The organism is Varibaculum sp. C0165D1, assembly GCF_056590355.1.
Genome location: NZ_JBWPVY010000002.1, coordinates 316362 through 337879 on the forward strand (window position 1 = coordinate 316362; position 21518 = coordinate 337879).

Consider the following 21518-nt stretch of genomic DNA (forward strand, 5'->3'; position numbering starts at 1 on the left):
TATAGATTCACAGGACAAAAGGCCTAGGGAAGTAAGTCGAAAAATATTATAGTTTCATGAGTGTCGCGAGGAAACATCCAATACCGCTATCACTAAACATTAGAACTATTGTTGCTACCAGCACAAATAATATTTCGGGTCACTAAGCACACCCAAAGTAAGCCCTTTAACCAGCAAAACCCTCCGGTTCTTTCGCCAGCCACAAAGTAAACGGTCCGTCATTAACCAAAGAAACCTGCATCATGGCGCCAAATACTCCGGTCTCAACTTCCGCGCCCGCCGCACGCAAATCCGCCACCAGTTTTTCAAATATCGGTCGCGCTACCTCACCCTTAGCTGCATAGGTCCAGGACGGGCGACGTCCCTTGCGCACCGAGCCATATAGGGTGAACTGCGAAACTACCAGCAAAGGCGCACCCGATTCCAGAGCCGAAGACCCGTCCTCGAAAATTTGTTGGTTCAGCAGGCGCCGCACCGTCCAATCAATCTGCTCCTGCCCGTCACCCGGCGTGATCCCCACGAAGGCCACCAAACCCGGGCGGGACAGTTTGCCGACGGTTTTACCCTCCACCGTGACTTCAGCGGAAAGTGCCCTCTGAATTAAGGTACGCATCGGATCCTCCTAGCCTGCAATATTTAACGATCCCGAACCCGAGCGCGGCGGGGCGCCCGAAAAGGCTTTCCGATCAATGCGCGACTGTCCCTGCCAGGAGACCCCAGAAGGATCTACGATCGCGGTAACCGCAGCTGCCACCGAATATTCTTCTTCGCCCTCTTGCCAACGGACAGTAAGTTCCCCCGGGGGTGCCGTCCGTTTAATTAGACCCAAAGCAATCGGCCCGTCTTCGAAGTGATTGGCGCTTGCCCGCACCGTACCCACTTTGCGACTGCCGGCATAAAGCTCCGCATCCGCAGGAGGGAGCAGAGAGGAGGTACCGTCTAGGTGCAAGAAGACTGCCCGGCGCGGGGGATGCCCCAGGTTAACTATCCGGGCCACCGTTTCTTGTCCGCAATAACATCCCTTATTGAGATGCACGGCGGTGCGCAGCCAATCCAGTTCATGAGGCAGGGTGCGCGGGTCAATATCGCTAGCGTAGGGGCGCCAAGCTGCAATCCGCAGCGCTCGCCAATCCGACTCCGTAGCAATCGCCGGACCGGCCAGGCTGTAACCATCCTCCGTTTCCAGCGGCCAAGAAACTTCTTTCCAGCGTTTAAGCAGTGCGGCGTGCACCTTCGCAGTCTTCGCACCGGGAATAACCCCCAGGCGCGCCGGGTAATCCTCCCCCGGATGCACCGCAGAGCGCGGGGAATAGGCAGTGCCACCCGAAGTTATCCCTGGCCAAGGGTCAGCCCAGATGGGGCCGAAACTAGCGAGCACTTCCTCGGCAGCGCTGGGGGCGAAAAATCCCCAGACCCTAAGGTCGGCGCGAATGGTAACTTCCACCCGGGACAGGAACTTCATGGATTCTAAAAACTGTGCCAGGGCCTGCGCATTCGTGGTAAACAGCCAGGCAACCTCGTCAGCCCACACGATTCCGGCGGCGTGCGAGATGCGCCCGTTAGCATCCAAGAACAGCATTTCCCGGCTCTCCCCCGCGCCCATATCCGCTACTACCTGCGAGGATAGGGTAGTTAGCCAGGAGGGAGCGTCCGGGCCTCCAACCGTTACCACTTCCAGGCCGGTCTCAGCGATAGCGAATCCGCAGCGCAACGCCACCTGATTGTCTACAAAAGTCACGTTTTAGGCTCCTGCTTCCCCATTATTGTCAGGAGTTTCCTCGCGCTCCCCTCCGGCTGCCTGACCGTTATCTTTTTCCGCTTTCGCCGCAGCGGCTTCCTCTTTATCTAGATCCCCGCGAGGATCCTCTCCGGATGGCAAAGAAGTTACCCCGGGAGCAGTTAAGGTCTCCTCGCCTACGGGCAGGCGCAGCAGGCGCGCCGAAAAATCCGACTGGGAGTCTTTACCCGGCAACACTGAGTCTTGCGCCCAAAATAATTCCGAGGAAACCAGCCCCATCATTCGTGAAAGTTGCTCGAAGGGGGCGGGGGCGCGCCGCGAAGAAATCATAACTCGCGGCCCCATCGAGACTGCCTCCCAAGAAACCTCTTCGGTGTAGGGGCCGCCGGAAGAAGTCAAACGGCAACGCGACCTCGCCTCTTGCTCACTGTCAGCTACCGCCGAAGCAGTCACCCGCCAGGACGTGTCCTCCCGCCACAGCAAAGCGCCCCGCCGCAGCTGCGAAAGCCCGGTAGCCGCATCCGCCTGCATATCGGGGGCCTTATCTGTTGGTTCAGCCAACCAAGTTAGGGTTGCTTGCTGCAGGTTAGTACCGGTAGCGCGGAAAGTGGTTTCTTGCCAGATAAAGCATTCTTCGCGCTCGCCGTTTTCATTTTCCGAATCTTTAGGCAGATACGCGGTTCCCCAACCCCGCCAGGAGCCTAATAGCCAAGCTAGGGGAATTAATTCTTTCGCCAAGCCCAAAGGTAAATCCATCATGGACATAAGCCTAGTAGAGTAAGGAAGCAGCAAGCCAGAAAACTGGCGTAATTGGGCGAAGAGCAAAACCGTGAGAATATCGAGAACATGGAAGATTCGGCAGCTAAATCTCATAGGGCATCCCGCAGGGTAAGGCAACCCGCACCCTCCGGTAAACCGGAAGCGGCAGCGGGCGACACCACCGGCTCTCTGACAAGTGCTTCGGATTCAGCCGCGAAAAAATCAGTTTCCCCCATAGCCGCGCGCAGCTGGTGGGTGGCCTTGCTAGCCGCACTTCCTCCCCTAGCGATGCTGTTTTTCCTGAATTGGAATTCCTATTTGGCGGTACTTACCGCCGCCGCCGTAACCATTGCCGTCTCCATTACTTGGGGCAGCCTCTCCCAGGCTCCCAGTCCCGCGCGCACCGGATTGGTGGTGGCACTGACCGGAATCGGCTGTCTGTTGGCAGCATTTTTAACCGATAATCTCACCTGGGTTCCCCTGGTGCTTTCCTGGTGCGTGCTGGCGGCTTTTATCGCCGAAATGACCCGGGGAAAACATCGCCCGCTAACTACCTGGTCGCTAGCGAGCACTATCGCTGGATGTGCACTGATAGCGGCAGGTTCTGCCTGGGGACTGGCCATCGCCTACCCCACTATGAATCTGCTGGCGATGGCGGCGCTGCCAGCCACGGGATTAGCTTGCCTAACCTTGGCACTGCCCACTAAATACGCCAGTATCCGTTGGCTGTACTGCTCTGTGGCCGGAATTGTGGCGGCGGGACTCCTAACCTACTTTGTGCTCTACCAATATTCGGATCTGGCGTTGGCGATTCCCTTCGCCTACCGCAACCCTGCCTTGGCGATTTGGGTTATGACCCTGGGGCTAGGATTCCTTTCGGGGCTTTTAGTCGCCTGCATAAACGTATTGTTTATGGTGCCGGCAGGTAAGAATTATCGCTGGCGGCAACTAGCCTTAGCCCTGCTGCCCACTCTGTTTATTTCGGTCCCGATTTACTCGCTGGCACGCCTAATTACCGGGTAAGGGCAACGCTTTCCTGCTTTCCCCCCAAGAAGGGCTGGGAGCAGGAAAAGAAAACGCCCACATTTAAACCTGTACGCATCGGGGCACAAATATGAGGGCGCAGACCCGGGCACAGCGGGTAGCAGGGAGAAAACGCCCGGTAGAGCGCTTTCTGCCCTGCCTACTCTTCCTAGCTTTCCTCCGGAATCATCATGATGGATCCACAGGGGCATTCTTCGGCACAGATCCCACAACCCTTACAGTAGTCATACTTGAACTCGTACTCGCCAGGTTTGATCTTGGTGATGGCGTTATCGGGGCAGACTCCGAAACAGTTATCGCAGCCGAAACAGTTGCCACAAGACATACAGCGCCGCGCCTCAAAGAGGGCGGAATCTTGGTCTAAGCCCTGCACCACCTCGTCAAAGGTAGAAGCCCGGCGGGCAGATTCGATCTTGGCGCGTACCCGGTGGGGAGCATCCGCGTAATACCAGTTAGTAAGGCGGTCATAGGTGGCGTCCCCAGTGACCGGGGGCTTGTGGTATTCGGTGCCGTGCAAGAAGGCATCGATATAACGGGCAGCTTTCTTACCGTGACCAATCGCTACCGTAACGGTGCGTTCGGAAGGCACCATGTCACCACCGGCAAACACGCCGTGACGCCCCGTCATCATTTGCGAGTTAACCTGGACTACACCCTTTTCGATTTCGATATCGCGGGCGCGCTCGACCAGCCCCAAATCGGATTCTTGGCCGAGAGCCATCACCACCGAATCGGCGCCGAGTTCTTCATATTCGCCGGTCGGCTGGGGGAAACCGTTCTCATCCAGTTCCATCTTTTCGACCGTGAGCTTGCCGCCATCAATATGTTTAATGGTGGACAGCCAGCGCATCATGATCCCCTCTTCCTCGGCCTCTGTAACCTCAGAATCGTGGGCGGGCATCCGGTCACGGTTACGGCGATAAACAATCACCGCTTCTTCTGCGCCCAGGCGTTTGGCAGTCCGAGCAGCGTCAATCGCGGTATTACCCCCGCCATAGATAACAACCCGCCGCCCCAGCATCGGCTTGTCCTCGCCCTCCATATCGGCAAGTAGCTGAACCGCGTCCATAACTTTCGCAGAGCCACCAGCAGGAATATCGGCGTGACGACCAATATGGGCACCCACCGCCAAAAACACGGCATCAAAGTCATCTGCTACATCGTCAACATTTTCGACTTTGGCATTGAATTCGAAACGTACCCCCAGATCCTCAATCCGTTTAATTTCGGCATCGAGTACCTCGCGCGGCAGGCGGTATTTCGGAATTCCAAAGCGCATCATCCCGCCGGCCATCGGACCGGCCTCTTTTACGGTGACTTCATGGCCGAGGCGGCGCAGGTGATAGGCAGCGGACAGCCCGGAAGGACCCGCCCCCACTACCAACACGTGTTTACCGCTAGGAGCCGCATCTACGCTTACATTCCAGCCCTCTTCGATGGCTTTGTCGCCCAAGAAGCGCTCGATCGCGTTAATCCCTACGGCTTCATCCATTTGCCCGCGGTTACAGGCGGTTTGGCAAGGATGGTAGCAAACCCGCCCCATCGTGGCAGGTAGCGGATTATTTACCATGATTTCACGCCAAGCAGCCTCGTAGTCGCCCTCTTCGGCGTGATAAAGCCAAGCCTGGACGTTCTCACCCGCCGGGCAAGCCTTATTACAAGGGGGCAGCATGGATACATAAACCGGGCGTTCGGTGCGCCAAGACCCCGTTTCGTTTGCCAGCGAAGAACCCACGTTCAAAGTCACCGCCCAAGGAGCGGTATCTTCGCTGCGTACCTCCGGTGTGGGCAGAGCAGTTTCACTCATTTAGTTTTCCCCCTTTGCAGCCGTGTTTCCGGCGAAATGGCGCATCGCAGAAGCAGAGGTTGCCCCGGAAACCGGGTGGTCATCTGTTGAAAAAGCATCGCTTTGAGTGCGTTTGGCCTTCGAGGCCTCTTCGATGATGCGTTTAGTGAAGCGCCCCTCGGGATCTTCACCTGCCGCCAGAATGCGTTCTAGCACGTCCTCGTCAAGTTGATCCGGATCAATCAAGCCGTAGCGGCGGATATTACGATCCGCGATTTGCTGCATCCGCTCTAGCACTTCCTCTTGCCCTTTCTTAAAAACATGGGCGAAGCGGCGCTGCGGACGCATATATTCGGTGACCGGTACCGGGCGGCGCAATTTGGTAACTGAAGTGATTTCCCCGTTCTCGGCCTCATACACCGGGAACAGGCCGCATTGGGTAGCCAGGCGCGCTAAGCGAATAGTCAGATTAGAGGCCGAACCCCAACCCAGGGGACAGGGCACCAGTACGTGAATATAGCGAGAACCGTGGAACTGCATCGCTTTGCGCACCTTGTATTCCAGGTCGCGCAAATCCGCTACCGTCGCGGTCGCCACGTAGGGAACTTCGTGCGCCATCGCGATTCGCGGCACATCTTTACCCTGGCCAAACACATTTCCGGGATTTTCGCCTACCGGCTGGGTGGTAGCGGTACGTGCCGCGGGCGGAGTAGCACCGCTACGCTGTACCCCGGTATTCATATAGGCGCCATTGTCGTAGCAAATGTAGAGGACGTCATCGTTACGTTCGAACATGCCTGACAGGCAGCCCATGCCGATATCTACGGTGCCGCCATCTCCACCCTGGGCAACTACCCGGGTGTTCTTGCCTTTGGCGCGCAAAGCTGCCGCCGCCCCGGAGGCGACTGCAGGCGCATTCCCAAAGAGGGAGTGCACCCAGGGAATCGTCCAGGCAGTTTCGGGGTAAGGAGTAGAAAAAACCTCTAGGCAGCCAGTGGCGTTAACCGCCACCAGATCTCGATCTGCGGCATCCATCGCAGTGTCGAGAGCGTAGCGTGCCCCCAAAGCCTCCCCGCAGCCCTGACAGGCACGGTGACCGGAAGTTAGGGAGTTGATCCGGTTGGGATCTGACTGCACAGAACGGTAATCCAGTTCCGCCAGCCGATTACCGACCGCATAGGAGCCTACCTGGTAAAACTTTACATTTTCGCGTGCCGGAATCGCGGTTTCAACGCTTTCGCGAAACTGCGGTGCCGGGAGCGGAACACTCATAGTTGATGACATTGCCTGCCTCCTAAATTCCGCGTGCCGCATTGGCACGCTGAGTGGCGTGACGTTGAATGTTTTCACTGATCGGACCCGAACGCCGGGTAGCTTTCTCCCGCTCCAGCTCCGCCTCGACCAGTTCCTGATCCAAATCCAGGAAGGTCAAATGCTCAAGCTTGTCCGCGGTTGCCTGATCTAGCATCTGGTCAAGGGAATGCTCCGTGATGTTGCGCCCGCCCAGACCAGCGATTACTTCATAGTCGCGAACGGATTTACCCGCTCGCGAAAGGGCAGAGCGGCAATGAGAAGCCACGATTCCGCCGATACCTAGACTGAAGGCTTTCTCGAGGCACACAAAGCGTTTGGCATTCCCGAGATATTTCGCTACCTCTTCGAAGGGGAAGGGGCGGAAGGAGCAAATCCCTAGCACCCCAATCTTTTCCCCTTTGTCCCGCCGCTCATCGACTACGTCTTTAATGGTGCCGAGCACTGATCCCATCGCCACGATTACGGTTTCCGCGTCCTCGATCCGGTAAGGGCGAACCAGACCGCCCGAATCGCGTCCGAAAACGTTCTTAAACTCGGCCTGAACTTTGGGGATGAGCTCTAAGGCTTGCAGTTGCTTGACGTGTTGGAGGTATTTAACTTCGGTGAAGGCCTCCGGACCGACCATCGCGCCAATCGTGATGGGATCAGCCGGGTCGAGGACGACGCGGGGACTATAAGGGGGCAGGAACTTCTCTACCTGCTCTTTTTCTGGAACATCTACCTGTTCCACCGCGTGGGTCAAAATAAAGCCATCCATACACACCATCACCGGAACCGAAAGTTCTTCGGCGATCCGAAAGGCCTGCACGTGCAGATCCGAGGCTTCCTGGTTGTTTTCGGCGAATAGCTGCAGCCATCCGGATTCGCGTTGACTCATGGTGTCGGAATGGTCGTTCCAGATGTTAATCGGCCCGCCAATCGCCCGGTTAGCCACCGTCATCACAATCGGTAACCCCAGGCCAGCGGCATTATAGATAGCTTCAACCATATAGAGCAGCCCCTGGGAGGCGGTGGCAGTATAGGTGCGCGCCCCCACTGCCGAAGCTCCGATGCAGGCCGACATAGCCGCGAACTCGGACTCTACGTTGATATATTCGGCGCTACCCATTTTGCCCGCTTTTACCAGCGCAGATAGCGCCTCAACGATGTGGGTTTGGGGGCTAATCGGGTAGGCGCTGATAACTTCCGGGCTGCAGGCGGCAACCGATTGCGCTATAGCTTGCGAACCTTCGATTTGTTTTAGCACGTTACTTGGCCTCTTCTTTCATCGAGCTGACCATTTCGTAGGCGGCGACGGCGGCGGCGACGTTACCTTCTCCCACTTTGCCGTGGAAACGATTTTGAATCGCCTGGGTAACACTGGATAGCCGCACCAGCCCGGTGAGGGCGGCCGCTCCCCCCAGCATCACCGCGTTCGGCAGGGGACGCCCCAGGTGTTTCTTCGCAATCTCGGTAGCCGGAATCATCACCACATGCCCTTGCGGGTGGGCGGCAACTACTTCCTCTATCCCTAGTTCAGCGGCTGATTTTGCCGAGTTCACCAGGGCGAAACCGTCTGGTTTCAGTCCCGAAAATACGTCCATGATCGCCAGTAAAGTAGCGTCCTGCACCACTACCAGGTCAGGTTCCTGTACGGGTTCACGGGTACGGATCTCTTTATCTTCAATGCGGCAATAAGAAACCACCGGGGCACCGGTGCGCTCCGAGCCAAACGAAGGGAAAGCCTGTGCATGATGCCCATCGGTAAATGCCGCATAGGCAATCAGGTCAGCTGCAGTAACGACCCCTTGCCCGCCTCTGCCATGAATACGAACTTCAGTCATGCTTTCACTCTATGACTGCCATCCCAGCTAGCAGGCATTGGACTTTTGCAGCGGGATTACCAGCACTTTTAAGAATTGCAGCTATTGCCGCAGCTAAAAGATTCCCTGACGCAAATGTATCTTAAATAAGAAAAACACACTCTGGACCCGCGTTGAAATTGTGACCAAAGTGTTATTAAGTACGGTAGCCGGCGCTTATATATCTAATTGATACCGAATCGTTGCCGCTTCGTGAGCCAGCGTTAAGCCGAATCTCATTAGTTCATAGTACGGTGGCCCATGTGCAAAGAGCGTATGGAGCCAATAAACCCGAAAATTTAGCGGGGGCAGGCAAAGACCAACACCAGGGGATGCCCTCCCCAGGCCAGCCTGTACGCAGCACTATTCCCCAGGTATCCGCTGAAGCAGCGGTGTCTTCACAACTTTCTCGCGGCAAGGACTCTGCGTCACCGCCAGATAAAAATAACCAGACCGAAAGTGCACCTGGTGACCAGAATGGGATCCCTACCCGGCGTTCCCTCCTAGTGCGAAAACCGCAAGGTTTTAGTGCCGAGGACAGAGTTTCCACGACTGCTACCGGCGGGGTAACTGCCGTTCCCAACACCGGCAATATTCAAAAGATACACGCCCCTTTGCTGGGAGAAACCAGCGAAAACACCCCGCGTATCCCTAAGGAAGACCTCCCCGCACCTGCCGAAGATTCCTCGCCGGGCCCACTCGCTACTTCCTTAGAAAATCTGCATCTACCGGGGGTAAAAGCGCACACTTCTCGCTTCCGGAGGATCAGGAAAGCCGATTTTTCGCAGACAAAGAGTCCTCGGCGCAACCGGACCCACTCCGATAGAGTCCCGCAGGAAGCAAAGCGAAATAACCGCTGGAGCAAGTGGGCGCGCAAAGGTTGGGTTCCGACTCAAGAAGGCGCCTACGCGATGGCACTGCTGCCCTACTGGATTGGGGTGATTGAGTCTTCGCTGCGCCCAGTTCACTGGTTGGTTTTTGCGCTGTGGATTTGCGGATATTTCGCATTTAATGTGGGGGGAATCTGGCTGCGCTCCCGCCGTAAAGACCGTTACTTTAAGCCGGTACAAGTTTACGGCGCTATCACGCTAGTTCTAGGGGTTATTAGCCTGCTGGTGGCTCCCCCGCTACTGGAGTGGACGCTAGTATTTTTCCCGCTGATAGCAATCGCGGTTGTCGAATCAGTGCTGCATCGAGAGCGTTCCTTATTGGCCCGTACCAGTACCATTTTGGCGACCGGAGTAATGAGCCTAGTTTCCTACGACATCGGCACGCAGTTCTCTCGCTCTTTCGCTGCTATACCCTGGTTGGAACATACCGCTACCAGTAACGTTAACTGGGTAGTGTCTCCCACCGGGAATTTGCAGGGTTGGGGCTGGATGCTGGTAGTGGCCTGGATAGTCACCTCCTATTATTGGTCAACTGTTCCCTATGTACGTTCCCTAATACGTAAGCGTGGTTCCCAGTCATTCTTGGCGTTTTCGGTCGCCTGCCACGCCGTCTTAACCGCAGTCGTCGTGGGGTTCTTTATTTTGGGCTGGGTAACCTGGTGGCACCTGCTAGTTTGGGTGCTGCTATTTGCGCGCTCATTGGCAGTACCCCTACTCCAGCAGCGCTCTCCGCAGCTAGTTACGGTTTCGCGAGTAGGATTCTGCGAGATTGCGGTGGCGATGCTGGTGATAATAACTTTGCTGGTCTGATGGCGTTAAAAGGACGCCCATAGCCTTTTTATAGGTCGGGGATTTCTAGGACGCGGAGCTTCGAAACGGTGCACCACAAAAGACTGCGCTGTGGCTTTCGTAGCCTTATTTATTCCCAAGTTGTGGTTGCGAGTCTCGATAAAACGAGCATAATCTCCATCCCCCGACTGCTCCCAAGTTTTCGCCAGCTGACCATATAGTTCTTTAGCATGATTGGCTCCCGCACCGTGGAAATTCTTGTAGGTCTGGACTGTGGTTAGGTTGGGAACATTGAGATTTCGTTGCCCATCCAGCCGGGGCACAATATCAGCAGTGTTTTCTAGAGATACCATATGGACTCCCGGTGCCGGGCGAAACCTCCCAATATTAGACCCCATAGTTACCACGCTTTTCACATTGTATTTTTTAGCCAATTCAGGATTTGAACCAAGCTGGGCAGCGACCGCTCCCCCTTGAGAATGGCCAATCAGTTCTACCGGCTGCCCTCGGCGATAGCCTGCCTGATCTAAGGCGCGGGTAACCGCTATCGTCATATCCGAATTTCCCGCCAAACCCGAAGCGTTTGTTTGCAAGTTAGTCCGCATATCTTGAGGGTTCGTCCCGGTTACGCTCCACACCTGAGTGCCGCGGATATCAACTCGCCAGGCAACCTGGTTGCCGGTACGGTACTTAACTACCCGCAATTCGCCGTGGTCAGGATAGGCTTTCGCCCGATTAAACTCACCTACCAACCCAGAAATATTTAAGGGAGCGGAAACTTTTTGGGAGCTACTTCCAAATTTTGGTGCCACCGACAGCAAAATTGGTCCTTGGGCAGCCGCGATCTCCTGTGTGACCTGGGAGGACAAGAACTGCACTAGTAACCCGGAGACATGTGTGCCGTGATTTCGCCAGGCTTGCAATAAAAAGTAGGCACTGCTCTGAGAATTTTGTTCCACCCACCAGGGGGAATCTCCCAGAGTGTCATTATATTTTTTCCAGAGAAAGAATCCGGGAAGATTACCGCAGAGCAGAAAACCCGGAAGCATATCCAACGAAGATACTATTTGCCGGGACCGCGCTTCGCTGTTTTCATACTTCGCTGCCACCTGCAGCAAATTGCTTTGCAGTAAGTAGATGTGGAGAGAAAAATTTATCGCTGATTCCACCAGCATCTGCAAAGCTGCAAGCAGTTTTGCCGTTTCCGGGATACGTGGCAAGCTCGCAGCTGCACTTAACGCCTGTTCGGCAAGCCGCCTGACCGTCCCGGCGCTTTCTATCGCACCGCTTAAACTTTGAGCTTTGCTGCGAATAACGGCAGTATTGATACCCAGCTGATGACCGCCGACTACGCTAATCGGAAGAGCATGATCATCACTTGACATATTCACCCCTTAAAATCCCCGGCGGAGGGGAAAATCTTCATACCTGCCTGCATTTTTCCGGTAATAGTGCTTCTGGAGACCATTAGTCCCATTCATCGGGTACCTACCTGCTGCAACGCCAGCAGTGCGGGTATCGATTCCTTTGCCAACCTGCCGGCTTGCACAGCGCTATCCGCCAGCGCATTCATTTCTTGCTGGTAATGCTGCAAGGTTATTTGGGCTGCATCGGCGGCATTTGATGCCCACTGCTCGCGCAGATCTATCGCTGCCATTTCTCCAGCACCGCAACTTGCTACCGTCGCTGCCCGCCGCATCTGCGCACTTATCATCACGGCCACTGCCACCTGACTTGACATAGTGTCCCCCTTCCGAAGCTTTTGCTACCTTAGTTGGGCAAGGATTCGCGAGGCTACTGCCCGATAAACAAGTCAGGAAAACTAAGATTCATCTGTCTATGTGCATTAAAGAGGCGAGTGATACTACCGGAACCCCTCCCGGTATGCGATAACATAAACCATATGGTGAACTCCGCAGATACCCGCCTGAAAGCCGGACTAAAGCTGCCTTCAGACGTGCCTGACCCGGTGATTGTGGTCAATAACTTGACCAAAGATTACGTTTCCGGCGCGGGAACCGTACGCGCCCTAGATCATATTTCGATAGGGATCGCCCGGGGAAGATTCACTGCCATCATGGGACCCTCTGGGTCAGGAAAATCTACATTTATGCACTGCCTAGCCGGGTTTGAATCCGCTACCTCTGGTTCCATCAAGATTGACGATACCGAAATCGTAGGGATGAATCAGCGCCGCCTCACCCGTTTGCGCCGGGACCATATCGGTTTTATTTTCCAGGCGTTTAACCTGATCCCCACGCTTAGTGCGAAAGAAAATATTCTTTTGCCTTTCGAGATTGCTCGCCGCAAAGTTCCCCAAGATCGCTTTGAACAGGTGGTTGCGGCATTGGGATTGGAAGATCGGCTAAAACATCGCCCTAGTGAACTCTCGGGGGGACAGCAACAGCGAGTAGCTTGTGCTCGAGCCTTAATGCAAGATGCGGTGGTGCTATTTGCCGACGAACCCACTGGAAATTTAGATTCTGAATCCTCCAAGCAAGTACTGCGTTACCTGCGTAAAGCGGTAAATGATTTTGGGCAGTCAGTAGTTATGGTTACTCACGAGGCAGCAGCTGCGGCCTATGCTGACCGGGTACTTTTCCTCTTGGACGGCAAAATCGTGGCCGAACTAGATCATCCGGAACGCGAGAAAGTTTTGGCGGCACAAACTGAGCTACCCCACTTCGTAGCGACCTCTCCGCTACCTGGGGAAAAAGAATCTTTGAGGCACCCAGAAAACAGTTCTGAGGCGAGTAAAGATTTCTTGCCGACAGGAAGTAAGCCGGGAGCTTGGCCTGATCGCGAAAAGATGCAGGCTCGGTTAGCGAACTTGCAGCTGGCTCGAGGAGCACAAATTGAAGTCCCGAGCCGGCCGACAGGTAGCGCTCAAGCAGGGAACATAGATGCCGGAGCATTGAACGCTTTGATGGGAGTGGGAAAGCCGGTGGTCCCGGCGGAACTTCGTACTAAAGAGGGCGCGCGGCGGGCCCTAGCGCAAACCCAAAAATCTGTAGCTAGCCAGGATAAAGCTACCCCGCAGGTAGAACCGGCAGCACCGAGCAACGAGCCTAAGCCCAGTGATCCGGGCACCTCGAAAGAACCTAGTACCCGGTTGAAGGGAAGCGTGCTAGAAACCCGGGATGAACGGGGCACCACTTGGCAAGGGTGGACACCAAAACCCGGGCAGCAAACTGAAAAGGCAAATAACCCCCGGCCGCGACTATCTACAAAAACCGCTAGTTTGCCGGAGTCTTACCGTTTGAAGTACCCGGGCGCACCGGCCAAATATAAATCTACGGGTAGCGACAGCGGTAGCAGTAATCAGACCGGGAAAAACGCGGAAAAAAGCTCGGTCCCAGAAAAGAAAAACACTGCGCAATCTCGTAACCCAGAAGCTACGCCTCCTCCTGCGGGGTCGCCCAGAAACATTCCGGGCAAAAAAGATGATAACGAACGCTGGGCGGGGCTTTATTCCGTGTTTTCCAATCCGGTAGCCGAAACTACGGGATTTTGGGAGGACACTGCGACCGCGCCGGCACCTGCGGGAACTTCCCGCGCCGGGGAAACTAAACCCGCAGGTAAAAACGATGCCCAGTCGAAAGATGCTTTAACGGAAGCTAAAAATATCCACAGAAAGCATCCCGCTAGCACTTCCCTTTCGAAGGAAGGCACTAGCGCAGCAAACAGTAAAGAATCTGCGGGACAAGGCCGACAACGGACGGAGGATAGTCCGAGTGCATCGGTACCGCGCACCCCGGAAGAAACCTTAAGTCAGGAAAAACAGCGCCTACTGGACATGATTAAGAAGGCGGAGGCACTGCTTGATTCCTCTCAGGACGCGATTGCATCTTTTGAGGCTCCCCAGGATAAAGCATGATGAGGATAGCTTGGCGGAATCTACGCGCCCACCTGGTGCGTTTCCAAATGGCGCTGCTGGCGGTAGTGCTGGGAGTGGCTTTCTTATCGGGGATTTTCGCCCTCCGCGCCACCCTCGCCGACTCCTACAATTCCCTGATTTCCTCCACCAACACCTACGACTATTACCTGGTAGGGAAGGTGCAAGGCGAAAAAGTAGACGGGCAGGCACCGGTGCGATCCAGCGTGCCCGTACAGGCCGCGCACCAGGCCGAGAAAGTTTCTGGGGTCAAATATGCCGATCCCTATCTGGTAGATGTTTGTATGCTCGCTGACCAGGACAATAAGCGTCTGGGGACCGGCAAACAAGTTTCGATTTTACAAGCGATTTATCCGGGGCATTCCGCCCAACCGCGCCTAGTAAAAGGCGAGGCTCCTCTAAGTACCGGCGAGGTTGCTTTAGAGGAATCTGCGGCCAAGCGCCTAGGGGTAACCACTGATCAGCGCCTGAAAGTCTATGTTTCCAGCGAGGGGAAATCGGTAAGGGTTACTGGAATTTACCGTTTTCCCTCCCCGGTGGCTTTTACTAACTATGTTTTCGTGTCCGAGGATGCTTTTGCAGTTCTGGCTCAAAAGCCGGTAGCCACTACCGCGATTGCTATCACCGCTGAAAAAGGAGTGTCTTCCCAGGCGCTGCGTACCGAACTCGATAAGGAGTTTTCGGGCACCGGAGAGGTGATGACCCAGGCAGAATATAACGATGAAATCAATACCGCAGCTGCCAGTTCTCTAGATTTTGTGAACGTGTTTTTACTGGTATTCGCGGCCATAGCCCTGTTTGTAGGGGCATTTATTATTACCAACACTTTCCAGATGATGGTGCGGGCCCAGCAACCCCAGTTCGCGATGCTACGGGCTATTGGGGCTAGTGGGGGACAAGTATTTTCGATAGTGGCTCTGCAAGGCCTGCTAGTAGGCATCATAGGTTCCGTAATCGGGGTAGGAGCCGGATATCTGCTCACCCGCGCGGTTTCTTGGGGTTTGGCAAAATCCGGCTTCGACGCGCTAAGAATCGGCTGGTCATGGTCCATTACCCTCCTGGCTTTAACCGTGGGCATTTTGGTGACGGTCATCGGTTCCCTTTGGCCTGCCCGCGCGGCGGCACTTACTCCCCCGGTCGAGGCAATGCGGCAAAATACGCAAACCCAAAAGCCGGTATGGGCGCGTGCGATTATCGGAGCGGTCGTACTCGCAGTCGCGGTGGGACTACTGGCTTGGGCGTCCTCCGAGGGCGGGCAAAGCGGCCTGGGGCTAGGGATTGGCGCCGCACTATTCTTGCTGGCCATGCTGATTTTAGTAACCCCCTTAGCGGCGGTAGTGGTGAGAGCTTTAGCGGGACTTGTTTGGTGGCTGCGCCCGCATGCCCGCCTGGCGATGCGCACCCTGACTGCCAATGTGCGACAAACCGCTAACACTGCTGCTGCCCTGATGATTGGAGTTGCCCTGGTAGCAGTGGGAGCGACCTTGGCGGCCTCTACCAAAGCCTCTACCCAATCGGCAGTTGCTCAGCAGATAAACGTGGATTTAATGATCTCCCCGGATCCGAAAGTAGTTTCCATTCCCCCCAGTCTTTTAGATAAAGTCGCCAAGGTTTCCGGGGTGAGCCGGGTTGATCCCCTGGCCGGAATGGGGCTTTTTAGGGTTACGGTTGCCGGAAAAAATCCGGAAGAAACCATGACCCAAGTAACCTATCCCCAGTTCAATCGCTATGGAAAGGTGAGTGCGGTTACCGGGTCGGCTAAGGACTATTTCTCGCAGTCACCCCGGGCTCCCCGCGCACTGGTTTCTCGCTCTTGGGCGAAATCTCAAGGACTCGCTCCCGGAGATACTTTTCAGATGACCGGGCTGCGGGGACAAGAGACAGTCACCATCGCCGCCACTATCGACACCGGATTCCTATTCTTGGATGTGGTGATACCGCGCGCCCTCGCCACCCAGCTAGGCCCGGAAGCAGCCGATATTACCGCCAGTGCCGGCATTAAGCTTGAAACTGGGGCTGACCTAGATAAAGTGCAGCGTGAAGTGAAAAAGGCGATTGCCGATAACCCCTTTATGGTGGTGCAAACCCAAAAACAAGCGGCAGATAAAGTGGCTGCTACCGTAGATCAAGTCCTGGCCGTCCTCTACGCTCTGCTAGCGTTATCCCTGATAATCGCAGCTTTAGGAATTATGAACACCCTTTCGCTTTCGGTGCAGCAACGCTTTAGAGAACTGGGGCTGATCCGCACCGTGGGGCTTTCTTCTTTCGGCTTGAGCGTGATGATAACTACCGAGTCGGTGCTGATCACTCTGGCGGGTACCATTTTGGGGATGGCAGGCGGAGTTTCGCTGGCAGTGTTTGTGTGTCGTTACCTTGCCGACCAGGGAATCAGCACCATCGAAGTTCCCTGGGTTTCGCTAGGTTGGATTTGTCTATTAGCGGTGCTGGTAGGAACTTTGGCAGCGCTCCTGCCGGCGCGCCGCGCCCGCAAGATGCCGATTCTTCAGGCGGTCTCCTCCGGGGATTAAACATGGTAATCCGCCGGGAGCTGCTACCTAACGCCGCTTAATGCCTCTAGATATACCGCTACCCGGGAATGGCTCCGGGTTAGTTAAACCAATCGTCGTCGGTTGCGGACGGAATATGCTTACGCCAATCTTCATAATCATCGCCGCTATCATCTTCGGCTTGATCGCGTTGTTTAGCCTGCAGCTCCCGCTGCAGTGCTTCATAGTCCGTCTCGGGACTGTAGTACTTAAGCTTGCGCGCTACTTTTGTCTGTTTAGCCTTTTGACGGCCGCGCCCCATGGCGTGACCCCCTCCACTATAATCACGGATACGCCGGGCGCACCCTAAAACTTCTAAAATGTTCTGTATAAAAAGATACCCCATTGCGGGCGTCAAGACCATTTGATCCCGCAAATAAGGTTAATGACACCAGGTGTCACCGGGAATAGACTGCCGCCGCAATAGCGAAACTTTAAGGTTACTTTAGCATCCGGCGTACTAGCAGAGCACCCAGTACCAGCGCACCCCCGGCAATAGCCGCCACTTTCTTGATCGCCTCCGGCTGGCCGGCACTAGCTTGCCCCACCGTCTCCTGAGCTTTATCTGCCAAGGCCCGCGCCTTTTGTTGGGCATCGGCTTTCGCCCGCTCTACATTAGCTTTCGGAGAAAAATAATCAGAAAGTTCCTCTACCGTGCTACTCAGGTCTGCTCGGGCAGCCTCGAGATCCGCCTTAATCTGACTTTCGCTACGTTGCGTCATTTTATTCCAAGCCTTTCTTTACTGCCGCGATACCTTCTTTTATGCCCTCTTGGGGATCTGGTTTATCAGCAATTCCTTTTTGCAAAGAAGCCTTACCTACCAGCGCTAAAATCGCCACCAGCACCAATAGAATGCCTGCCACGATCAGTTTTGCTGCCCACATCGGCACTGCTAGGACGAGGGCTTCAGCGGCCGCCCCAAAAAGGAATCCCAGCATATAGAGGGCGAGCACCCCCGCTACCACCAGGAGGGCGATTCCCACCCCGGAACGCTTAGCCATATTGGTGGCTTTAACTTTCGCTAGTTCAATCTCACCCTTTACCAGCGCCTGTACCTGGTCAGAGAGCTTTGATACTAGATTCCCCAAGTTAGGGCGACTAGCGGCATTTTTCGTCGGTTCCGGAGCCGCGTTATTGCTCTCCGCGCCCGGTTCACCCTGAGCTGAGGAGGCATTAGGGGTAGGGGGCGTATAGGAGGGAACCGGGTTGGTGGCCCCGGCCGCTGCTTTAGCTGCACTCGAGTTAGCGGTACCAGTACCGCCTTGACTCCCAGATTCCCTAGGACTGGAGGGACCGGCGGAACTTTGATTCGGATGGTAACCGGGCGTTGCCGGTACTCCCGGGGCTGGCCGGTGGGCTGGCGGAGTTCCCGGTACGGGATGATAACCCGGCGTTGGAGGCACGGGTCGCTGCGGATCTGACATTTTCAATTCGCTCCTATTCCTTGCTGAGAGCTGTTCTTGATAGTAACCATATTCTAAGCTACGGGCAGTTTCTATACTTGAACCTGGTTTCCCCCCTTAGCGAATCAATCCGGGCGGGACCTTTAGAAACCATCCCATACGATCTAGGAAAGAGGTGGGGGCGGGGAAAATACCGGCAAATAGGCAGTTAAATCCGAACCCACCCCAGTTGCACTAATCTGCTGGGTGCGCACCGCATCTTCCCATTTCAAAAAGCCAGTAGCCAAAAATAACCAGGTATCAGTTTTCATTTCCACCACCGCCGGCGGAGTTCCCCGGCGGTGCACGGTTCCGGTGCCGATCTGGACTGCCCCAAAAGGCGGCACCCGCACTTCAACTGCCTGTCCGGGATGACGCTCGGCTAAAATCTGCAGGCTGTAACGCACTGCGGTGCCTTTGTCTGCCCGACTCGCATTTCCCCTACTCCAAGCCGCTAAAGCTGCCTGCCCGTCCTCCGCAGAAATTATTCTTCCCAAACCGGCCTCCCAAAGTTCCTAACCGGGGTAACGCTGACTACGCCCGGGATCCGCTAACGCTTTCACCCCGTCACCCCTTAGGCTATAACCGATGCAAAAGCAATCACTAGACCAGCCTCAACGTTACCGCGCCCTCTACACTTTGTTGGCAGCGGCAGCCCTGACCTTACTGGCAGTGTCGATGCTTAACGTTTCCATCCCTTCGATGACCAAGGCATTGGGACTAACCAGCAACGATGTGCAATGGATTATGGCGGGCTACACCCTGATTTTTGGGATTGCATTGATTCCAGCAGGACGAATGGGAGATACCTGGGGGCATCGCCGCCTGTTTGTGATCGGGGTAGTGGTGTTCGCGGTTTCCTCATTAGGTGCCGGGCTCGCCATGAATCCCCTAACCTTAATCCTGATGCGCCTGCTGGCCGGCATCGGAGCCGCCATCATTAGCCCCCAAGTATTAGGGCTGATCCAGATACTTTTTCACGGGGAAGAACGCACCCGCGCCTACGGGTCCTTCGGAATGATTATCGGGATTGCCACCGCCATCGGTCCCACTATGGGCGGGGTGCTAATCGCGCTGCTGGGTACTAATCTCGGTTGGCGAGCCGCATTCTTAATCAACATTCCCATCTGCGCGGTAATTATTTTCTTCACCTACCGCACTATTGCCCCTGACCCTGCCCGCACCGCTAGCGACACTCGCCTCGATCTACCAGGAATCTTCCTGCTGGCGGCAGCCTTTTTGGCAGTGATGTATCCCTTCATCGATGCCACTATGCCTAGTGGAGGACTCGGAAACTGGCGCTGGCTATTGCTGCCGGGCGGAGCCGCCGGTTTCTTAGGATTTTGGGCGCTGGAAAACTTCCGAGAAAACCGCAAGATTCCGGTAGTAATGCCTCGTTCTCTGCGTCTAGATCCCTCCTATATGGTGGGCACCGTGGTGCTGACTGCCTACTGCGCGGGCTGGACGGCGCTATTTATTATTTACACTCTCTATCTGCAACAAGGATTAGGAATCAGCCCCCTGGTAGCTGGGCTTTTACAGATCCCCTTGGCACTAGGCTCCGCGATAGCTTCCGCCCAATCTTCCCGCCTCACCCTAAAGTGGGGTCGCTGGATTTTAGTGATCGCCTGCGCTGTAGTTATCGTTTCGTTGACGGTTACCGTGTTGATCACCCGGACTGCCTCCCCCGGAAGCATCCCCTACCTGCTAATAGTCTCTATGTTTACTTCGGGTTTAGGATCCGGAATTTTCTTTTCTCCCGCCCAGGCACTCTCGCTGCTTTCGATACCACCGGGAAGGGCCGGTGCGGCCGGGGGGATTTCCCAAACTGCCCAACGGGTAGGAGGAGCAATTGGGCTGGCGGGAGCCACTTTAGCTTTTTACCTGCGGCTAGGGGCCGTCGACGCTCCTCCCGGGAGCGGGCCAGCAAGGCAAGCTTATACCGGGGCATTTAGCTACGGAATGGCCGCGGTAGTAACTTTCATCATCATCGCTTTCCTATTTGCGCTGGCTGACGCGTTGAAACGCCGGGAGAATCCGTTAAAGTTGGAAGTGAATCCGCCAGAGAAAGAGAATGAATAAATGATGGCTTTGGTAATTGGTATCTGCTACCTATTGCTGGCGGCCTATCTGGGGGCGGTACTGATTTTATTTCATCGCCGCCGCCTGCCTCGCGGCTCCCGCTGGGGGATCGTCAATGCCGCCACCACTGCCAGCGATAACGCCTGGTTCCAGGCTCACCGCGCAGCCGCACCTCTGTTAGGGGCTACCGCGGTGCTTTGCGTGATTAACGGCTTTGCCATCGCGGCCCTCACCGCCGAACATGCGGTGTCGGTGCAGCTTATTTGCGCATTAGGTACCGCGATTTTTACCGGCATCGTTTACTGGTCGGCGCGCCGGGTGGCCACCGTGCACGCTAAGAAATCTAGCTAAACCTAGGTTCTAAGACCGAGCCAAGAACTCTACCTCTACCTCGCAAGGAGCCCCTAGCGGCAAAGAGGCAACCCCCACTGCGGAGCGAATATGGGGCTGGTCAAAGAGCTTCCCATAGGTATCTGAGGCGCCGTTTGCTACCGCTGCCTGACCGGTAAAAGTGGGGGCAGAGGCCACGAATACGGTGACTTTTAGTACCCGCTCCAGGCGATCCACCCCGCCCGCTACCTCGGCTGCGGCGGCCAGGGCATTGAGGGCGCATACCTGGGCAGCGCGGTAGGCATCCTGGGGACTAACTTCCGCCCCCACCAGGCCGGTTGCCACCAGTTCCCCGTCCACTACCGGAATCTGCCCGGAGGTGCGCACCACTAATCCGCCTGCGCCCTCCAAAGCGATGGCGGGGGTGTAGGCCGCAACCGGGGCCGCGACCGCTGGCAGCAACATACCTGCCTGCTCCAGGCGCTTAGACACCGCAGACATATTATTCACCGCGCGGACGTTTTAGATAGGCGACTGGGTTTTCCCAACCGTTGGGACCGGCAATTACGCTGACAAGTTCCCAGCCGTCCTCGCCCCAGTTATCAAGAATTGCTTTCGTATTGTGCGACAGTAATGGAATCGTCGCATATTCCCATTTAGTCATGGCTTCAGTCTAGCGGCAGCGCGACGCCTAACGCACCCGCGCTAAAACATTGGGGGTAGTTGGCTGGCGAAGCTCGGCAGCAAGTTCATCAGTAGACTCATTTAGCCATTCCCACCAGTCGGTTACGCTCTCGTAGTGGCGTAGCATCGCGCGGCGCTCCCGTTCGGTGAGGCCACCCCACACCCCGTAGTTGGCTTCCGATTGTAGGGCATCAGCCAAGCATTCAAGACGTACCGGACAGGCAAAACACCGGGTACGGACCTGTCTTTGCGCCGCTCCCTGCACAAATAGAGCATCCGGTTCTTGACCAGCACACAGAGCGCGCGCAGCCCACGTCTCATCCTGGCTAAAGCTCATTGTTCACTCCTTGAACTCTCGCGGCGACATTGCCCATATA

General features: G+C 55.7%; 22 protein-coding genes. 6 read left to right on the forward strand and 16 right to left on the reverse strand.

Going from position 1 to position 21518, the window contains the following annotated elements; all coding sequences use genetic code 11:
* Positions 1 to 166 precede the first annotated feature (166 nt).
* The 3 genes from dtd to AC1EKS_RS03945 are packed head-to-tail and all read right to left on the reverse strand — an operon-like array spanning position 167 to position 2503.
* Complete coding sequence (gene dtd, locus AC1EKS_RS03935; protein ID WP_481009528.1) at positions 167 to 613, reverse strand: D-aminoacyl-tRNA deacylase; 447 nt, start codon at positions 611 to 613, stop codon at positions 167 to 169.
* A 9-nt stretch (positions 614 to 622) separates the two neighbouring features.
* On the reverse strand, positions 623 to 1738 hold the full coding sequence (gene ygfZ, locus AC1EKS_RS03940) for a CAF17-like 4Fe-4S cluster assembly/insertion protein YgfZ (protein WP_481009529.1): 1116 nt from the start codon (positions 1736 to 1738) through the stop codon (positions 623 to 625).
* Positions 1739 to 1741: 3 nt separating this feature from the next.
* Positions 1742 to 2503 carry a hypothetical protein gene (locus AC1EKS_RS03945; RefSeq protein WP_481009530.1) on the reverse strand — a complete coding sequence of 254 codons (762 nt, stop codon included), beginning with the start codon at positions 2501 to 2503 and terminating at the stop codon, positions 1742 to 1744.
* A 45-nt stretch (positions 2504 to 2548) separates the two neighbouring features.
* On the opposite strand from AC1EKS_RS03945, the gene AC1EKS_RS03950 reads away from it, so the two are divergent.
* A complete protein-coding gene (locus tag AC1EKS_RS03950) occupies positions 2549 to 3520 on the forward strand; it encodes a hypothetical protein (RefSeq protein WP_481009531.1) in 972 nt (323 codons plus the stop codon).
* A gap of 169 nt (positions 3521 to 3689) precedes the next feature.
* On the opposite strand, the gene AC1EKS_RS03955 is transcribed toward AC1EKS_RS03950, so the two are convergent.
* From AC1EKS_RS03955 to AC1EKS_RS03970, 4 genes are read right to left on the reverse strand one after another with little or no spacing between them, the layout of a single operon-like run.
* Positions 3690 to 5348 carry an NAD(P)-binding protein gene (locus AC1EKS_RS03955; RefSeq protein WP_481009532.1) on the reverse strand — a complete coding sequence of 553 codons (1659 nt, stop codon included), beginning with the start codon at positions 5346 to 5348 and terminating at the stop codon, positions 3690 to 3692.
* Complete coding sequence (locus AC1EKS_RS03960) at positions 5349 to 6611, reverse strand: thiamine pyrophosphate-dependent enzyme (protein ID WP_481009533.1); 1263 nt, start codon at positions 6609 to 6611, stop codon at positions 5349 to 5351. It lies immediately after the preceding gene.
* 10 nt (positions 6612 to 6621) lie between these two features.
* Positions 6622 to 7887 (reverse strand): pyruvate ferredoxin oxidoreductase, encoded by a 1266-nt coding sequence (porA, locus tag AC1EKS_RS03965; RefSeq protein WP_481009534.1) that lies wholly within the window; start codon positions 7885 to 7887, stop codon positions 6622 to 6624.
* Position 7888: 1 nt separating this feature from the next.
* A complete protein-coding gene (locus AC1EKS_RS03970) occupies positions 7889 to 8464 on the reverse strand; it encodes a 2-oxoacid:acceptor oxidoreductase family protein (protein ID WP_071129172.1) in 576 nt (191 codons plus the stop codon).
* 281 nt (positions 8465 to 8745) lie between these two features.
* On the opposite strand from AC1EKS_RS03970, the gene AC1EKS_RS03975 reads away from it, so the two are divergent.
* A complete protein-coding gene (locus AC1EKS_RS03975; RefSeq protein WP_481009535.1) occupies positions 8746 to 10182 on the forward strand; it encodes a YwiC-like family protein in 1437 nt (478 codons plus the stop codon).
* A 5-nt stretch (positions 10183 to 10187) separates the two neighbouring features.
* Here AC1EKS_RS03975 and AC1EKS_RS03980 read toward each other — a convergent pair whose 3' ends face one another.
* Both AC1EKS_RS03980 and AC1EKS_RS03985 read right to left on the reverse strand, forming a co-directional pair.
* The gene (locus AC1EKS_RS03980; protein WP_481009536.1) at positions 10188 to 11546 is read right to left on the reverse strand and encodes a lipase family protein; all 1359 of its coding nucleotides are present in this window, start codon (positions 11544 to 11546) and stop codon (positions 10188 to 10190) included.
* Positions 11547 to 11638: 92 nt separating this feature from the next.
* Positions 11639 to 11902: a hypothetical protein gene (locus tag AC1EKS_RS03985; protein WP_481009537.1), complete on the reverse strand. Its 264-nt coding sequence runs from the start codon at positions 11900 to 11902 to the stop codon at positions 11639 to 11641.
* 162 nt (positions 11903 to 12064) lie between these two features.
* On the opposite strand from AC1EKS_RS03985, the gene AC1EKS_RS03990 reads away from it, so the two are divergent.
* Together AC1EKS_RS03990 and AC1EKS_RS03995 are read left to right on the forward strand one after the other, a co-directional pair.
* Positions 12065 to 14038 carry an ABC transporter ATP-binding protein gene (locus AC1EKS_RS03990; protein ID WP_481009538.1) on the forward strand — a complete coding sequence of 658 codons (1974 nt, stop codon included), beginning with the start codon at positions 12065 to 12067 and terminating at the stop codon, positions 14036 to 14038.
* Positions 14035 to 16584 (forward strand): ABC transporter permease, encoded by a 2550-nt coding sequence (locus AC1EKS_RS03995; protein ID WP_481009539.1) that lies wholly within the window; start codon positions 14035 to 14037, stop codon positions 16582 to 16584. The genes AC1EKS_RS03990 and AC1EKS_RS03995 overlap by 4 nt, the downstream gene beginning before the upstream one ends.
* Before the next feature lie 79 nt (positions 16585 to 16663).
* On the opposite strand, the gene AC1EKS_RS04000 is transcribed toward AC1EKS_RS03995, so the two are convergent.
* From AC1EKS_RS04000 to AC1EKS_RS04015, 4 genes are all read right to left on the reverse strand, one after another.
* Positions 16664 to 16864 (reverse strand): DUF3073 domain-containing protein, encoded by a 201-nt coding sequence (locus AC1EKS_RS04000; protein ID WP_481009540.1) that lies wholly within the window; start codon positions 16862 to 16864, stop codon positions 16664 to 16666.
* A 178-nt stretch (positions 16865 to 17042) separates the two neighbouring features.
* Entirely contained in the window at positions 17043 to 17324 is a 282-nt protein-coding gene (locus tag AC1EKS_RS04005) for a DUF3618 domain-containing protein (protein ID WP_481009541.1), read from the reverse strand.
* A gap of 1 nt (position 17325) precedes the next feature.
* Positions 17326 to 18027 carry a phage holin family protein gene (locus AC1EKS_RS04010; protein ID WP_481009542.1) on the reverse strand — a complete coding sequence of 234 codons (702 nt, stop codon included), beginning with the start codon at positions 18025 to 18027 and terminating at the stop codon, positions 17326 to 17328.
* A gap of 143 nt (positions 18028 to 18170) precedes the next feature.
* Positions 18171 to 18542, reverse strand: coding sequence for a sterol carrier family protein (locus AC1EKS_RS04015; RefSeq protein WP_481009543.1), 372 nt, complete (start codon positions 18540 to 18542; stop codon positions 18171 to 18173).
* A 91-nt stretch (positions 18543 to 18633) separates the two neighbouring features.
* Here AC1EKS_RS04015 and AC1EKS_RS04020 point away from each other — a divergent pair, with 91 nt between their 5' ends.
* Together AC1EKS_RS04020 and AC1EKS_RS04025 are read left to right on the forward strand one after the other, a co-directional pair.
* Positions 18634 to 20127, forward strand: coding sequence for an MFS transporter (locus tag AC1EKS_RS04020; RefSeq protein ID WP_481009544.1), 1494 nt, complete (start codon positions 18634 to 18636; stop codon positions 20125 to 20127).
* On the forward strand, positions 20128 to 20478 hold the full coding sequence (locus AC1EKS_RS04025) for a hypothetical protein (RefSeq protein ID WP_481009545.1): 351 nt from the start codon (positions 20128 to 20130) through the stop codon (positions 20476 to 20478).
* Between the two features lie 9 nt (positions 20479 to 20487).
* Here the strand turns inward: AC1EKS_RS04025 and AC1EKS_RS04030 are convergent, their stop codons facing one another.
* Genes AC1EKS_RS04030 through AC1EKS_RS04040 form a run of 3 tightly spaced genes read right to left on the reverse strand, consistent with a single transcriptional unit; the run spans position 20488 to position 21478 of the window.
* Positions 20488 to 20958, reverse strand: a complete 471-nt coding sequence (locus tag AC1EKS_RS04030; protein ID WP_481009553.1) for a RidA family protein — start codon at positions 20956 to 20958, stop codon at positions 20488 to 20490.
* A 1-nt stretch (position 20959) separates the two neighbouring features.
* Positions 20960 to 21121: a Sp36 family protein gene (gene sp36, locus AC1EKS_RS04035; RefSeq protein ID WP_022864469.1), complete on the reverse strand. Its 162-nt coding sequence runs from the start codon at positions 21119 to 21121 to the stop codon at positions 20960 to 20962.
* 27 nt (positions 21122 to 21148) lie between these two features.
* Positions 21149 to 21478, reverse strand: a complete 330-nt coding sequence (locus AC1EKS_RS04040; RefSeq protein WP_481009546.1) for a WhiB family transcriptional regulator — start codon at positions 21476 to 21478, stop codon at positions 21149 to 21151.
* Positions 21479 to 21518 lie beyond the last annotated feature (40 nt).